The sequence below is a fragment of the Pseudomonas sp. Pse1 genome (assembly GCF_024519635.1).
GTDB lineage: Bacteria > Pseudomonadota > Gammaproteobacteria > Pseudomonadales > Pseudomonadaceae > Aquipseudomonas.
In genome coordinates, this window is sequence record NZ_JALJRO010000009.1 from 183435 (window position 1) to 198831 (window position 15397).

At 59.1% G+C, this 15397-nt stretch carries 15 protein-coding genes and 1 pseudogene; 9 read left to right on the forward strand and 7 right to left on the reverse strand.

The window, feature by feature from the left end:
• The first annotated feature begins 142 nt into the window (after positions 1-142).
• The 5 genes and pseudogenes from NR126_RS15710 to NR126_RS15730 all read left to right on the forward strand — a co-directional run bounded on the left by NR126_RS15710 (position 143) and on the right by NR126_RS15730 (position 5451).
• Positions 143-1057 carry a branched-chain amino acid ABC transporter permease gene (locus tag NR126_RS15710; RefSeq protein WP_027617557.1) on the forward strand — a complete coding sequence of 305 codons (915 nt, stop codon included), beginning with the start codon at positions 143-145 and terminating at the stop codon, positions 1055-1057.
• A gap of 3 nt (positions 1058-1060) precedes the next feature.
• Positions 1061-2367: pseudogene (gene livM, locus NR126_RS15715) on the forward strand (high-affinity branched-chain amino acid ABC transporter permease LivM).
• Entirely contained in the window at positions 2360-3232 is an 873-nt protein-coding gene (locus NR126_RS15720) for an ATP-binding cassette domain-containing protein (protein WP_027617559.1), read from the forward strand. Before livM ends, NR126_RS15720 begins: the two are co-directional and overlap by 8 nt.
• A complete protein-coding gene (locus tag NR126_RS15725) occupies positions 3229-3945 on the forward strand; it encodes an ABC transporter ATP-binding protein (protein WP_027617560.1) in 717 nt (238 codons plus the stop codon). The genes NR126_RS15720 and NR126_RS15725 overlap by 4 nt, the downstream gene beginning before the upstream one ends.
• 738 nt (positions 3946-4683) lie before the next feature.
• A complete protein-coding gene (locus tag NR126_RS15730; RefSeq protein ID WP_027617561.1) occupies positions 4684-5451 on the forward strand; it encodes an SDR family oxidoreductase in 768 nt (255 codons plus the stop codon).
• A gap of 7 nt (positions 5452-5458) precedes the next feature.
• On the opposite strand, the gene NR126_RS15735 is transcribed toward NR126_RS15730, so the two are convergent.
• From NR126_RS15735 to ureE, 5 genes are all read right to left on the reverse strand, one after another.
• Positions 5459-6592, reverse strand: a complete 1134-nt coding sequence (locus NR126_RS15735) for an AGE family epimerase/isomerase (RefSeq protein ID WP_027617562.1) — start codon at positions 6590-6592, stop codon at positions 5459-5461.
• A gap of 130 nt (positions 6593-6722) precedes the next feature.
• Positions 6723-7295: a HupE/UreJ family protein gene (locus NR126_RS15740; protein ID WP_027617563.1), complete on the reverse strand. Its 573-nt coding sequence runs from the start codon at positions 7293-7295 to the stop codon at positions 6723-6725.
• A 37-nt stretch (positions 7296-7332) separates the two neighbouring features.
• Positions 7333-7947 (reverse strand): urease accessory protein UreG, encoded by a 615-nt coding sequence (ureG, locus tag NR126_RS15745; RefSeq protein ID WP_256830584.1) that lies wholly within the window; start codon positions 7945-7947, stop codon positions 7333-7335.
• A gap of 9 nt (positions 7948-7956) precedes the next feature.
• The gene (locus NR126_RS15750) at positions 7957-8631 is read right to left on the reverse strand and encodes an urease accessory UreF family protein (protein WP_256830585.1); all 675 of its coding nucleotides are present in this window, start codon (positions 8629-8631) and stop codon (positions 7957-7959) included.
• A complete protein-coding gene (ureE, locus tag NR126_RS15755) occupies positions 8628-9128 on the reverse strand; it encodes an urease accessory protein UreE (RefSeq protein ID WP_027617566.1) in 501 nt (166 codons plus the stop codon). The genes NR126_RS15750 and ureE overlap by 4 nt, the downstream gene beginning before the upstream one ends.
• Before the next feature lie 333 nt (positions 9129-9461).
• Here ureE and NR126_RS15760 point away from each other — a divergent pair, with 333 nt between their 5' ends.
• Positions 9462-9980 (forward strand): C40 family peptidase, encoded by a 519-nt coding sequence (locus NR126_RS15760; protein WP_256830586.1) that lies wholly within the window; start codon positions 9462-9464, stop codon positions 9978-9980.
• Positions 9981-9985: 5 nt separating this feature from the next.
• Here NR126_RS15760 and NR126_RS15765 read toward each other — a convergent pair whose 3' ends face one another.
• Complete coding sequence (locus tag NR126_RS15765) at positions 9986-10618, reverse strand: TetR family transcriptional regulator (RefSeq protein ID WP_027617568.1); 633 nt, start codon at positions 10616-10618, stop codon at positions 9986-9988.
• Positions 10619-10790: 172 nt separating this feature from the next.
• Positions 10791-11132 carry a hypothetical protein gene (locus tag NR126_RS15770; RefSeq protein ID WP_027617569.1) on the reverse strand — a complete coding sequence of 114 codons (342 nt, stop codon included), beginning with the start codon at positions 11130-11132 and terminating at the stop codon, positions 10791-10793.
• A gap of 389 nt (positions 11133-11521) precedes the next feature.
• Between NR126_RS15770 and NR126_RS15775 the strand changes: the two genes are divergently transcribed.
• The 3 genes from NR126_RS15775 (at position 11522) to NR126_RS15785 (ending at position 15393) form a co-directional block, all read left to right on the forward strand.
• Complete coding sequence (locus tag NR126_RS15775) at positions 11522-13591, forward strand: AsmA family protein (RefSeq protein ID WP_256830587.1); 2070 nt, start codon at positions 11522-11524, stop codon at positions 13589-13591.
• A gap of 223 nt (positions 13592-13814) precedes the next feature.
• Positions 13815-14633 carry a hypothetical protein gene (locus NR126_RS15780; protein WP_105753989.1) on the forward strand — a complete coding sequence of 273 codons (819 nt, stop codon included), beginning with the start codon at positions 13815-13817 and terminating at the stop codon, positions 14631-14633.
• A gap of 52 nt (positions 14634-14685) precedes the next feature.
• Positions 14686-15393: a hypothetical protein gene (locus NR126_RS15785; RefSeq protein WP_256830588.1), complete on the forward strand. Its 708-nt coding sequence runs from the start codon at positions 14686-14688 to the stop codon at positions 15391-15393.
• Positions 15394-15397: the final 4 nt, after the last annotated feature.

Sequence of the window (15397 nt, forward strand, 5' to 3'; positions counted from 1 at the left end):
TGTCCATCCGCTATCGCTGGCAGGCCAGCTCCCACAAGGGGATGTGGTGTTCTGCCTGACAGCGCTTCGACGTAAATCTGTATTTTTCCTAGAAGAACCGCACACCCAGGGTGTGCAGGTTCTCACTGCGTGAGATTGCGTTATGGATGGTATTTTCCTGCAGCAACTGGTCAACGGCCTGACCCTCGGGTCGGTCTATGGCCTGATCGCCATCGGCTACACAATGGTCTATGGCATCATTGGCATGATCAACTTCGCCCACGGCGAGGTTTACATGATTTCCGCTTACCTCGCGGCAATCAGTCTGGCACTGCTGGCGTACTTCGGTATTGAATCCTTCCCGCTGTTGATGCTCGGCACGCTGGTCTTCACCATTGTTGTCACCGGGGTGTATGGCTGGGTCATCGAGCGAATTGCCTACAAACCCCTGCGTAACTCGACCCGCCTGGCACCGCTGATCAGTGCCATCGGTATTTCCCTGATCCTGCAAAACTATGCACAAATCAGCCAAGGCGCTCGCCAACAGGGTGTTCCGACGCTGCTGACCGGTGCATGGCGCGTGGATATCGGAGAAGGTTTCGTACAACTGACCTACACCAAGATCTTCATTCTGGTCGCTGCATTCGCCGGTATGGCGTTGCTGACCTACATCATCAAGTACACCAAGCTCGGGCGCATGTGCCGGGCGACGCAACAAGACCGCAAGATGGCTTCGATCCTGGGCATCAACACCGACCGGGTGATTTCCTACGTGTTCATCATCGGTGCCGCCATGGCGGCGTTGGCCGGTGTGCTGATCACCATGAACTACGGCACCTTCGACTTCTACGCAGGCTTCGTCATCGGCATCAAGGCTTTCACCGCCGCGGTACTGGGCGGCATCGGCTCGTTGCCCGGAGCGATGCTCGGCGGAATCATCCTGGGGATCTCCGAATCGCTGTTCTCCGGCCTGGTCAACTCCGACTACAAAGACGTGTTCAGCTTCTCGCTGCTCGTTCTTGTTCTGGTCTTTCGGCCTCAAGGCCTGCTTGGCCGTCCTCTTGTGTCGAAGGTGTAAGCGATGTCTGCAACCCATAAGAAATCCATCGATATCAAACAAAGTGTGGTCGACGCGATTCTCGCCGGCCTGATTGCCCTCATCGTCTTCGGCCCGATTGTCGGGGTGGTGCTCGACGGCTACAGCTTCAATCTGGAACCGACGCGGGTGGCGTGGATCGTCGCCGTGGTCATGGCCGGGCGCTTTGCCCTGAGCCTGTTCCTGCAGACCAGCAAGGGCCGGCGGATTCTTGAAGGTTTCGAGTCCACCGGCTCTGGAGTACATGTGCTGGCGCCCGACTACAAGTCGCGCCTGCGCTGGATCATCCCGCTGGTGATCGCGATTGCCGTGATCTTCCCGTTCTTCTCCAACTCCTACCTGCTGGGGGTGGTGATCCTCGGCTTGATCTACGTGTTGCTGGGACTGGGCTTGAACATTGTGGTCGGCCTGGCCGGCTTGCTCGACCTGGGTTACGTGGCGTTCTACGCCATCGGCGCTTACGGTCTGGCGCTGGGCTACCAGTATCTGGGTCTGGGCTTCTGGACAGTGCTGCCGCTGGCGGCAATCACTGCCGCGCTGGCCGGCTGCATACTCGGCTTCCCGGTGTTGCGCCGCACGGTGACTACCTGGCAATCGTGACCTTGGGCTTCGGTGAAATCATCCGCCTGATCCTCAACAACTGGTTATCGCTCACCGGCGGTCCGAACGGTATGCCGGCGCCCTTGCCGACCTTCTTCGGCCTGGAGTTCGGCAAACGGGCGAAAGAGGGTGGAGTGCCGTTCCATGAGTTCTTCGGCATCGCCTATAACCCTGATGTGAAGTACTACTTCATCTACGCCGTGCTGTTCCTGGTGGTGCTGGCCGTGCTGTACATCAAGCACCGCCTGACCCGTATGCCGGTCGGCCGTGCCTGGGAAGCTCTGCGTGAAGATGAAATCGCTTGCCGGTCCATGGGCCTGAACCATGTACTGGTGAAGCTCTCGGCATTCACCATCGGTGCTTCGACCGCAGGCCTGGCTGGGGTGTTCTTCGCCACCTACCAGGGCTTCGTCAACCCGACCTCGTTCACCTTCTTCGAATCGGCGCTGATCCTCGCGATCGTGGTGCTCGGCGGCATGGGCTCGACCATTGGCGTAGTGATCGCCGCGTTCGTCCTGACCGTTGCTCCAGAGTTGCTGCGTGGCTTCGCTGAGTACCGGGTGCTGCTGTTCGGCATTCTCATGGTGTTGATGATGATCTGGCGGCCACGCGGGCTGATCCGGATCAGCCGGACGGGCGTGACCCCGCGTAAAGGTGCCATAGCGTATGAAAGGGGGCAGGGCCATGAGTGAAGTCGTACTCAGTGTAGAGAAGCTGATGATGCACTTCGGCGGTATCAAAGCCCTCAGTGACGTCAGTCTTAAAGTCCATCGCAACTCGATCTTCGCCCTGATCGGCCCCAACGGGGCCGGCAAGACCACGGTGTTCAACTGCCTGACCGGTTTCTACAAGGCGTCGGGTGGCAAGATCGAGCTCAACACCCGCGGCAAGCAAACCAATGTCATCCAGCTGCTGGGAGAATCGTTCAAGGCGACCGACTTCGTTTCGCCGAAAAACTTCGCCTCACGCCTGTACTACAAAATGTTCGGCGGCACCCACCTGGTGAACCGCGCCGGCCTGGCCCGAACCTTCCAGAACATTCGCCTGTTCAAGGAAATGTCGGTGTTGGAAAACCTGCTGGTGGCCCAGCACATGTGGGTCAACCGCAACATGTTGGCCGGCATCCTCAATACCAAGGGCTATCGCAAGGCTGAGAGCGATGCGCTGGACTGCGCGTTCTATTGGCTGGAGGTGGTCGATCTGGTGGACTGCGCCAACCGTCTGGCTGGCGAATTGTCCTACGGCCAACAGCGGCGCCTGGAAATCGCCAGGGCCATGTGCACTCGGCCGCAAATCATTTGCCTCGACGAGCCGGCTGCCGGCCTCAACCCGCAGGAAACCGAAGCGCTGAGCGCGATGATCCGGGTACTGCGCGATGAGCACGATCTGACCGTGGTACTGATCGAACACGACATGGGCATGGTAATGAGCATCTCTGACCACATTGTGGTGCTGGACCACGGCAACGTGATCGCCGAAGGCGGACCCGAAGCGATTCGTAGCGATCCGAAAGTGATCGCCGCCTACCTGGGTGCTGACGAGGAGGAGGTGGTATGAGCCAGCCGATCCTCGAACTTAAGGAGCTGGACGTGTTCTACGGACCGATCCAGGCCCTGAAGAAAGTCTCGCTGCACATCAATGAGGGTGAAACCGTCAGCCTGATCGGCTCCAACGGCGCCGGCAAGTCGACGCTTTTGATGTCGATCTTCGGCCAGCCGCGCGCCGCCGATGGGCAGATCATTTACCAGGGTGTGGACATTACCCACAAGTCGTCGCACTACATTGCCTCCAACGGCATTGCCCAATCGCCGGAAGGGCGGCGGGTTTTCCCTGACATGACCGTTGAGGAGAACCTGCAGATGGGCACTATCCCCATCGGCGACAAGTACGCGGCCGAAGACATGCAGCGCATGTTCGAGCTGTTTCCGCGGCTCAAGGAACGGCGTAACCAGCGAGCCATGACCATGTCCGGTGGCGAGCAGCAGATGCTGGCCATCGCCCGGGCGCTGATGAGCCGTCCCAAGCTGCTGCTGCTCGATGAGCCGAGCCTGGGGCTTGCGCCGATCGTGGTGAAGCAGATCTTCGCCACCCTGCGGGAGCTGGCGAGCACCGGCATGACCATTTTTTTGGTCGAGCAGAACGCCAACCACGCGCTGCGCTTGTCGGATCGCGCCTATGTGATGGTGAACGGGCAGATTCGTCTGACCGGCACTGGCAAAGAGCTGTTGGTAAACGAGGAGGTGCGTAACGCCTATTTGGGCGGGCACTGATTCGCGCGGTTATCCACAAGCCTCGACGCGCAAGCTCGGGGCTTTTTTACGTCTGGGTAAAAGCCTGCCTTGCGCCTCCACCGTTGAAATTGTGGAAAACAATTCGTACATGCTGCTAAAGCGCGACATAAAGCCGCTGCAAATGGCTGTTTTTCTGGGCTTTTGACTTGTCCCCGTTTGCTGTGGAGCGGGCTGTGGGTAACGTGGGTGCAACTCCATCAAGGCCTTATAAAACGTGGCTTCCAGGCGATTGATTGTTTTTTGATCAGTGCTTTTTTGCGAGTCGTAACCGCAGGATGTCAACCTTTTTATTGTTCGGCAAACCCGGTCAAATATGACTGGGCATGCCTGTGGATAAGTCTGTGGTTAAACTCTGGAAAGACCTCGCAAAGCGGCGTGGTTGCTGGCTTGGCGCCATTGCCAAGTTGACCGCGCGGTCGAATTGATGCGCAAGAGCTACACGGGTGAGGGGCCGGGTCAAGCAAAAAACTTTGCATTTTCCGCGCAAAGCCTTGTGGATAGCGGTGTGCAGGGTTTCGAGTTGCCCCCAGAGAATGTGGGCCGGACTGTGGATAAGGTGGGTGTAATGAGCTGCAGGCCACGGTTTTAAAGGCTTTGCGCAACCTGATCATTTTTTGTCCAATAAACCCGAGGTTGCCCACCGCAAGCGGGCCGGGCATGCTGCCGGCTGATGGTTCATTACACCGGCTGTGTAGCAGCCCGATCAAGGAGAGCACGATGTCCAACACCCTGTTTATTACCGGCGCCACGTCCGGTTTTGGTGAAGCCTGCGCCCGGCGTTTTGCTGCGGCTGGCTGGAAGCTGGTGCTGACCGGTCGTCGTGAAGAGCGTCTGAATGCCCTGTGCGCCGAATTGTCGGCGCAGACCGAGGTCCATGGCCTGGTTCTTGACGTGCGTGATCGCAAGGCCATGGAAGCGGCCATTAGCAACCTGCCACCGTCGTTCGCCACCTTGCGCGGACTTATCAACAATGCCGGCCTGGCCCTCGGCGTGGATCCTGCGCCGAAATGCGACCTGGATGACTGGGACACCATGGTCGACACCAACATCAAGGGCCTGATGTACAGCACCCGCCTGCTGTTGCCGCGCTTGATCGCCCATGGCCGTGGCGCGGGGATCATCAACCTCGGTTCGATCGCCGGCAATTACCCGTACCCGGGCAGCCACGTGTATGGCGCAAGCAAGGCATTCGTCAAACAGTTCTCGCTGAACCTGCGTTGCGATCTGCAGGGCACCGGCGTGCGCGTCAGCAACATCGAGCCGGGGCTGTGTGAAAGCGAATTCTCGCTGGTGCGCTTCGGCGGTGACCAAGCGCGTTACGACGCCACTTACGCCGGTGCCGAGCCGATCCAGCCGGAAGATATTGCCGAGACCATTTTCTGGGTGCTCAACGCACCGGCGCACATCAACATCAACCGTCTCGAGTTGATGCCGGTGAGTCAGACCTGGGGTGGCTTTGCCATCGATCGTGGCGCCAAGGGCTGAGTAGTCCTCAGGCGCAGTAGGCGGCCAGTCCGGCGTAGCAGGTCGCCAGGTGGTAAGGCGTGGTCGAAGGCATGTCCTGGCGACTGACCACGCCTTGGGCATCGAGGCATTCGTACCAACCATCACTGTGCAGGAAGCGTTGCTGCAAGGCCGTCAATTGGCGCAGCAGCGCCGCCTGGCTGTGCGGACGCAGTGTCAGCGCACGCAGGTACTCGGCCTGGGCCCAGATGCGCTGGGTGGCATCGCGTGGCGCTTCGGCCTGATCCAGCTCCAGCATGGCGGCGACCGCACCAGTCTGCGGATCGACGCCTCGTTGTTCGGTGAAGGCAAACGCGCCGGTCAACGAAGCGTGTAACGGCGATCCCTGAAGGGTGGTCGACGAATCCAGGAGGAAAAACCATTCGAACTGGTGACCGGGCTCGAACCAGTTATCCACAGCTCCCAGCGGTTTCTCCATCATCACCCCGTGTTGTGGGTCGATGAAGTGTTTGTGCATCGCTGCGCACAGCGCGTTCAGCGCATCGCTGACCGGAGCGTCATCGCGTACTGCGAGGGTCGCGAGGAAGGCTTCGGCCAAATGCATCAGCGGATTTTGCAGAGGGCCCGAGTTCAATGACGACCAGTCGCGATCAAGGCTGGCTTCGTACAGGCCGTCATCCGTGGCAAAGCGCTGGGCGATCACTTCCAGGGCGGCATTAAGTACGGACTCCACCAGCGGCTCCTTGACCCTGGACCAGTAGTGAGCGCAGGCAAAGAGGATGAAGGCGTGGGTGTAGAGGTCTTTACGGGTGTCGAGCGGTGCGCCCTGGGCATCAATGCTGTAGAACCAGCCGCCATGCTCGGCGTCGTGGAAATGCCGTTGCAGTGAGCGGAACAACGCCGCCGCCCGCTCCTCGGCACCTGTCACTTCGCCGATCAGGCTGGCGAACAGGTACAGCTGGCGCGCGCAGGCCATCGCCCGGTAGCGTTGTGGCGGCAAGGGTTGTTGCGCGGCGTCCAGCGCTTCGTAGGGCAGCGCCATGTCGGCATTCCAGCCCGGACCTTGCCACAGCGGCACGATGACCTGCCGGAAATGCGCTTGCACCGTGGCAAACAGAGCGGTCAGTTCAGGCTGGGGGGCAGAGCGGGGAGCATGGGGCATTGGCGGGCGTCGTCACGGCGGTAATGGTTGCGCGACATGGTAGCAGAGGAGCACAAGTTGCAAGCGGCAAGCCACAAGTTAATGCGCAGCCGCGTTGGCTCCTGATCGTGCTTGCAGCTTGCCACTGCTCTTATCCCACCATAAGCCAGGCGCCCATGCCGGCCGACACTGCCCCGGCTACCCGCACTAGCGGCGCAGCGGCTTGCGGCAATACCCGCACAAGCCCATAACCGGCTGCGTGCAAAGCCGCAGTGGCGAGGACGAAACCGGCGGCGTAGGTCCAGGGGCTCGACATGTCGGGCAGTTCCAGTCCATGGGCCACGCCATGGAACAGGGCGAATAGCGCTGTCGCCGTGACCGCCAGGCTTAGCGGTGGGCGTACGGCGAGCGCCACGGCCAGGCCCAGTGCCAGCACTGAGGCGGCTATTCCGCTTTCCAGCGCCGGCAGCTCCAGGCCCTCGAAGCCCAGCACGCCGCCCAGCAGCATGGTGCCGACGAAGGTGCAGGGCAGCGCCCAGCGTGCGGTGCCCTGTTGCTGGGCGGCCCACAAGCCGACGGCGAGCATGGCCAGCAGGTGGTCGAGGCCGCCGATCGGGTGGCTGATGCCGGCCAGCAGGCCATTATCACCGTGCCCCGGATGAGCGAAGGCCAGGGCCGGAGTGAGCAGTAGTGCCGCAGCGGCGAAAAGGCGATGAAGTGTCATGAATAAGCGTCCTTGTTGAGTGGCTTGTGGATAAGTGTCAGGCAGCGGTCAGCAGCCCCTGGCGTTCGATGAAGGCGATGATTTCCTCAAGGCCCTGGCCGATTTTCTGGTTACTGAAGACGAAAGGCTTGCCGTTGCGCATGCGCTGCGTATCGCTGTCCATCATCGACAGCGATGCACCCACCAGCGGCGCCAGGTCGATCTTGTTGATCACCAGCAGGTCGGATTTGCAGATCCCCGGCCCGCCTTTGCGTGGCAGCTTGTCGCCGGCCGAGACATCGATCACATAGATCGTCAGGTCGGAGAGTTCCGGGCTGAAGGTCGCCGACAGGTTGTCGCCACCGGACTCCACCAGAATCAGGTCCAGCCCGGGAAACCGGCGGTTCAGTTGATCCACCGCTTCGAGGTTGATCGAGGCGTCCTCGCGAATTGCCGTGTGCGGGCAGCCGCCGGTTTCCACGCCGATGATGCGCTCGGGGGCCAGGGCCTCGTTGCGCACCAGGAAGTCGGCGTCTTCGCGGGTGTAGATGTCGTTGGTGACCACTGCCAGGTTGTAGCGATCGCGCAGGGCCAGGCACAGGGCGAGGGTCAGCGCGGTTTTGCCGGAGCCAACCGGGCCACCGATACCGACTCGCAGGGGTTGTGTGTTCATGTGCTTCTCCTAGGAACGAAACAGGCGGCTGTACTGGCGTTCATGGGCCATGCACGCCAGGGACAGGCCGAAAGCGGCGCTGCCGCAGTGTTGGGGATCAATCGTCGAGGCATCCTGCTGGGCCTGTTGCAGCAGCGGCAGCAGTTCACTGGTCAGGCGCTGTGCGGCCTGCTGGCCCAGCGGCAAGGTTTTCATCAGCACCGCCAACTGGTTTTCCAGCCAGCTCCACAGCCAGGCAGCCAGGGCGTCCTGCGGGCTGATGTGCCAGACACGGGCGGCCAGGGCCCAAGCCAGGGCCAGGTGTGGTTCGGGATTTTGCTCAAGGAAAGCGCGGGCGCTGGCGTCCAGTTCCGGCAAGCCATTGAGCAGTTGTTGCAGGGAGTAACCCATCTGCCGGCTCTCCTGATGCAACTCGCGGGTTTCTCGACTGGCGCGGTGCTGTTCGCAGTGCTGGCTTAACAGCGGCCAATTGTCCTCGGCGGCGGCGCGACAATGGGCGAGCAGCAAAGGCGCTTCGAAGCGAGCGAGGTTGAGCAGCAACTGGTCGCTGATCCAGCGCCTTGCCGTCCCGGGATCGCAGACGCGGCCGTTATCCACAGCCATTTCCAGGCCCTGAGAGTAGCTGTAGCCACCAATCGGCAGCTGCGGGCTGGCCAGGCGCAGCAGGGCCCATGCCGGATTCACAAGCGCACGCCAAACTGGTGCAGCTTCGGCGCGTAGTTGAAGTCTTCGTCGCCGTGTCGCGAATGATGATGGCCACCGCCGTAGGCGCCATGCTCAGGCTGGAACCCGGCCTCGATGCGTTCGGTGCGGGCGCCCAGTTGCTCGAGCATCGCCTGCAGGACGTAGTCGTCGAGCAGGCGCAGCCAGCCATCACCCACTTGCAGGGCGACATGCCGGTTGCCCAAGTGGTACGCGGCGCGTGTCAGTTCGAAGGCATTGGCGCAGGTGACGTGCAGCAGTTGTTCGGGGCGCGCGCAAACGCGCACGATGCGTCCGTCCTCTGCTTGCAGGCACTCGCCGTCGTAGAGCGGTGGTTGACCGCGCTCGAGGAACAGACCGACGTCTTCGCCGTCGACACTGAAACAGCGCAGGCGGCTTTTGCTGCGGGCTTCAAAGCTCAGCAGCAGCTCTGCGGTCCAAAGGGGTTGTGGGGCGATTCGGCGACGGATTACCAGCATCAGGCAGCTTCCAGCGATGAGCAATAAGCACGCTAGAGCAAGGGGCTTGCCAACCCGCTCGGGTGTAGGAAAGTCCTGTAGGTATTGGCTATGTGCCAGGCGAGCCATGGACTACAGGTTGCGAAATGTTTCATTGTGGTGCGTGCGCAATGTTTATTGCGCCGAAACCGTGCGTCGTGTAGACGCCGGAAAAACGCACGGGAAATCAACAACTTGTTGTTCCATGCCTGATTTAAGGACTAGTCCTACAGGAATGACGGATCGGGCGTACATGTGCTTACTTTGCAGGCCACTAGGATGCCGCCCCGTGTTTAATCCGCGACGGTATCCGTTATGTGCAGGGTATTTACATTTTTAGTGCTTATTAGTCTGCTGCTCCTTACTTCAGCGGCTTGGGCCAATCTCGACTCGCGCAGCCTCACCCCAAAACCATTCGGCTCGGCGTTGCAGGCTGTGCCGCAGCCGTCCATCGAGAACGTTGTCGACCGTGCCCACGAACTCTTGGGCACGCCTTACAAATGGGGTGGCGCGACTCAGGCGCAAGGATTCGATTGCAGCGGTTTGCTGGTGTATCTGTTCAAGACCGAGGCCAATCTCCAACTGCCACGCACCACCGGGGCGATGCAACGTTCCAGTGCGGCAACCATCAAGCGCGGTGCCCTGAAACCGGGCGACGCGGTGTTTTTCAAGGGCAACGGGCGTCAGCAAATCAACCATGTGGGACTTTATGTCGGCGAGGGCAAGTTCATTCACTCGCCGCGCACAGGCAAGAACACCCGTATCGACTCATTGACCAACAGTTACTGGAAGAAAAGCTTCACCTTCGGCAAGCGCTTTCACGCGGTGCGGTGATTGGGCTATTCGGTACTGCCCAATCCCTGCCAGTGCTTGAGGCCGATGAAAATGAAGCGCAACTGCTGGGTGATCTTCGCCTGCGGGGTCAGATGCTCGGGCAGCGCCTCGGCGGGCGGATCGATGATATCGGGCAGGGTAGCGAACACACTTTTGACGATCAGGTCGGCGATCACTGACAAGCCGGCCAGGTCCAGGTGCTGCAACTTGGGCATCAACGACAGGTCGGCAGCCAGGTCCGCGCTGATGTTCTCGCGCAATTGACCGATGGCCTGCCGTACCGGCAAAGAACCGCCGTATTGCTCGCGGGCGAGGAACAGAAACTGCGAACGGTTGGCGGCGACCACGTCGAGGAAGATCCGAACCGAAGCGTCGATGATGCCGCCCATGACGAATTCGTTGTGGCGTACCAGGCGAATGGTTTCACGGAAGGTCTGGCCGACCTCGCTGACCAGCTCCAGGCCCAGTTGATCCATATCGGCGAAGTGACGGTAGAACCCGGTGGGGACAATCCCGGCGGTTTTCGCCACTTCACGCAGGCTCAGGCTGCCAAATCCCCGGCCACACTCCATCAGATGGCGAGCGGCGTCCATCAGGGCGTGGCGGGTCTGTTGTTTCTGTTCGGCGCGGGGCGGCATCGGGTGGCTGACTTCTAATCAGGGACGGCGGCGCACTCTAGCAAATCGGCTTCGCTGGCGTCGAACTGGCATTGGCAGGTGCAGGCGAGAAGGGTGTCGCGGGGAAATGCATGGTTTACAAAGTCAAAGCCCGACTCCAGGGAGTCGGGCTTTTTTCCAGGCCACCATGGGCTCAGCTCACAGTGCTGTTGCGGTCGATCACACGGTCACCACCACCTTCGGCAACCACCTGACCTTGTGGGGTACGGTCATAGCCGTCTTCAACCAGACCTTTTTCTTCCAGGCGATCACGACCACCTTCGGCAATGGTCTGGCCTTGTGGAGTGCGGTCGAAGCCATCTGCGGCTACTTTGTTGCGTTCCAGCAGACGGTCAGAACCACCTTCGGCAACGGTCTGGCTGAACACCGAGTGTTCGGCTTTGACTTGCGGGGTTGCTTGCTCGGCGGCGGGCAGGGCAAATGCGTTGGCGGCAAGGATCGAGAGGGTCAGGCTCAGCAGTAATTGGCGTTTCATGATCGTGTGCTCCGTAGGTGGGCGACAAAGTGGGTACGAAGCCAATGCTACTCTCGATAAATCGATATAAAAGTTCATAAGGACAATGGTAATAATCAACGGAATTGATGGTTCTACTGGAAGGCTCTAGAACGGGCGTTTCCGGCGAGCGTTTCAGCACTGATGTGGGTATTTTCGACTCAGGTGTGGGTCATAAAAGTGCGGGCGAGGTAACAGCTTGTTGTCGGATTGATCAGGAAAAAACCGCTTATTTGCCGCTGAATCGGCTTTTTCATTAAACCTGCGGGCCATTTGCCAGTCGTAGTTTGCAGAGACGGTCGATTTTCGGCCCGGAATTTTCAACGTGCGTCGCCGTCAGGACGCCGAGCAGTGATCAGGAGCTTTGTGCAATGACGCGCACCGGAAAAATTTTCGCCTGGGTCCTCGCCAGCCTGGTGCTGTTGTTGGCGGTACTGCTGGTGATCATCGCGTTCTTTGATTGGAACCGAATCAAACCGCCACTCAATGCCAAGGTCTCCGAGGAGCTGCATCGGCCCTTCGCGATCAATGGCAATCTGGCGGTGATCTGGAAGCGTGAACCCGACGAAGGCGGCTGGCGAGCCTGGGTGCCGTGGCCCCATGTGGTAGCAGAGGACATTAGTCTGGGCAATCCGGACTGGCTCAAGCAGCCGCAGATGGCCAGTCTCAAACGCGTAGAGCTACGGGTTTCGCCGCTGGCCCTGCTGGCGCAACGGGTGGTGATTCCGCGTATCGACCTGACAGAGCCCAATGCCCAACTGCAGCGGTTGGCTGATGGGCGCGCCAACTGGACGTTCACCTTCGATCCCAAGGATCCGGATGCCGAACCGTCGAACTGGGTGGTCGATATCGGCTCGATCGGCTTCGACAAGGGCCACGTCACGCTCGACGATCAAAGCCTGAAAACCCGCCTCGACCTGCTGATCGATCCGTTGGGCAAGCCGATTCCGTTCAGCGACATTGTCGGTGACAAGCTCGCGAAGAAAACCCTGGAGCGGGGCGCGGCCCCACAGGATTACGCCTTCGCAATCAAGGTCAAAGGTCAGTATCACGGCCAGGCGCTCAACGGCCAAGGCAAGGTCGGTGGTTTGCTGGCCTTGCAAGACTCGGCCAAACCCTTTCCGCTGCAGGCTCAGGTGCAAATCGCCGCTACCCGGGTCGAACTGGCCGGGACCCTGACAGATCCGTTGAACCTCGGTGCGCTGGACCTGCGTCTGAAATTGGCGGGCAATAGCCTCGGTAATCTCTATCCGTTGACTGGCGTGACCCTTCCCGATTCGCCGCCTTACGCCACAGACGGGCACCTGAGCGCCAATCTGCGGGCGTCCGAGGGCGCGAAATTCAGCTACGAAGACTTCAACGGCACCATCGGCAGCAGCGACATCCATGGCAACCTGACGTATGTCGCCAGCCAGCCGCGACCCAAACTCAGTGGGGCGCTGGTCTCCAATCAACTGCTGTTCGCCGACCTCGCGCCGCTGATCGGTGCCGATTCCAACGCCAAGCAAAAGGCGCGGGGTGGAGAGAGCAAGCAGCCTGCGGACAAACTGTTGCCGGTCGAAGAGTTTCGCACCGAGCGCTGGCGTGACATGGACGCAGATGTCGAATTCACCGGCAAGCGCATCGTCCACAGCGAAAAACTGCCGTTCAATGACCTGTACGCCCACGTGATTCTCAATGACGGCCAGCTCAGTCTCGAACCGCTGCGCTTTGGCGTGGCGGGCGGCAAGCTGGACGCGCAGATCCGTTTGAACGGGCACGCCACGCCGCTGCAGGGGCGTGCCCGATTGAGTGCGCGTGGCTTCAAGCTCAAGCAGCTGTTCCCGACCTTTGAACCGATGAAAACCAGCTTCGGCGAACTTAACGGCGATGCCGATATTAGTGGTCGCGGCAACTCGGTGGCGGCGTTGTTGGGGAGTGCCAATGGCGATCTGAAGATGTTGATCAATGACGGGGCAATCAGCCGCGAGTTGATGGAGTTGGCCGGGCTGAACGTGGGCAACTATGTGGTCGGCAAGATCTTTGGCGACAAGGACGTGAAGATCAATTGTGCGGCCGCCGATTTCGGTATCAAGGATGGCCTGGCCACCTCGCGTTTGTTCGTGTTCGACACCGAGAACGCAGTTATCTACATCGATGGCACGGCCAATATGGCCACCGAACAGTTGGACTTGACCATCACTCCCGAGTCCAAGGGATGGCGTTTGATTTCCTTGCGTTCACCCTTGTATGTGCGCGGCAAATTCATCAAGCCGGATGCCGGGGTCAAGTCGGTGCCCTTGATGCTACGCGGTGCCGGGATGGTTGCGCTGGGTGTCATTGCGGGACCGGCGGCCGGGCTGCTGGCGCTGGTGGCACCCAGTGGCGGTGAAGCCAATCAGTGCGCGCCGCTGTTGGAGCAGATGAAGATGGGGAAGGCGCCGAAGACGGTGAAGGGGTAAGAAGCTGCATAATCACTGTGCTGGAAAAACAAATGACGTTGAATGGGCGCTGATAACGGACTGGATGCGCTCCATGCGGGTGAAGTGCGAGGTTTGTTAAGTGCTTGGTAATTTGTTGTTGTAAATGTGCGTTGGTGTCGGTGATTGTATTTGTTTAGTTTGTGGGTGACAGTCATTTGGCTGTTGTTCAGAAACCAACTATCATTTGAGTAAGGATATTTAAATGAGCAATCTTATGCCCGGTATCGAAGAGCGTATTGCGTTTTTTGATAGTGCTGTACTTGCACCCTTTCATGCTTCCAGGACTATCAGGTCCTTTGCAGGGGAAGATGAAGGTCTCAAGGAGGAAGGCGTCAAAGAAGAAGGCGGCCTGCTGCTTGTGGGTGACGACAAACCAGTCACACTTGCCTTTGCCGATAATCTTGATGGCGACATCGCGCAAGCGGCACGAGACAGTATCACCTATGCAGAGCGGTACGCCGACGGTAATGCCAACAAAGCCGAAACGCCAATGAGGTGGCACGCCAAGTATGCAACTGCCATGAAATATTGTGGCTGGTCCACCACCGGCTATAAGTATGCCAGTCATACCGTCAAGCAGAAAAGTATAACCATGGAGTCCATTGTCCTGGATATTATCGGTGCCGTTGCCGGGCCCAACAAAGCGGCAATGTTGAAGCTGTTGGGCGACGCCTTCGGGACGATAAAGTCCAACGATGGACTGATCACATTGTTTGACAAGAACAGTAAAAGCGGTAAAGACGCCGATTTTCGGATCGTTCCCTGCCTGTCATCAGCCAAGGGAACGGCCATTAGCGCGTTGCTCGCAATGGACTGTGAACTGAAGACAGAGCAGGGTGGGGCCTGGTTCTGGAAATGGAACATGTCCGAAGTGAAAATGAAAAAAGCCGCTGCGGTTATCGAACTTAATATAGACGAACATGAGCGGGTCAGGGACTGGATTCTTGAAGCGTTGGGTGCGAACAGTGAGGCCTTCTTCAAGTCGGCCAAGCTCGCGAGCTACGATGATTCAGATAGTTGAAGTTGCAGGCGGGCTAGTGGTTTAGCCCGCACTTGCTTCTCTGGAGATGTTTATGGGAAAGGATGACCTGTTACTCGTAGACGGTGGGCTGGTGTATGTTCCGCAAGGTTTTTCATCATCGTATCAAGGTGATGTTATTCGTGCGTTGCTCTATTGTTCTCTGTACGCAAAATCAAAATTCAATGTGTTTGCTGAGGCGCAAAGTTGGAGTGCGCGACATAATAAGGCCTTGCTTAATCTCAAATGGAATCGAGAGCACGATCGAACGATTGTAGTTGAACAGGATGGTGCGGGTTTTGTTCTGAGTAAGTTGCTTGAGGAGAAACTCTACCCCGTTCTGGGTGGCGGTCCTGCGCAAGACTTTGAGTCGGTAGTCGCCGGTGTCGAGCAGTTATCGACGGAACATGGAAGTTGGAAGGCGCTTAGGGCGGCTACGGTACTGCAAAACAGCGGGGAAGAGGGCGCCCCGGCCTCACAGGTTGTGCTGCGGGTTAATTTGCTCGGCGCAGCAGCGAGTATCCACTCGGTATTTATTCATTTCAAAACCAATGAGGAGGTTGGCGCTGGCTTTTTCAACCAGCCTTTTGAGGCGGTGGATAATCTGCGCATAGACTTTACGCAATATTCAATGAACAGTGAGGCCTATGAAAAAGGAGGGATTCGCACGCTGGTGCTGGAGCAACTCCTGGATGCACTCAATAAAAAAGTGCTCAGCCTGGGATCCACGCCTGCTGATGACAAGTTTGTCGGTCTGCTTTGACTGC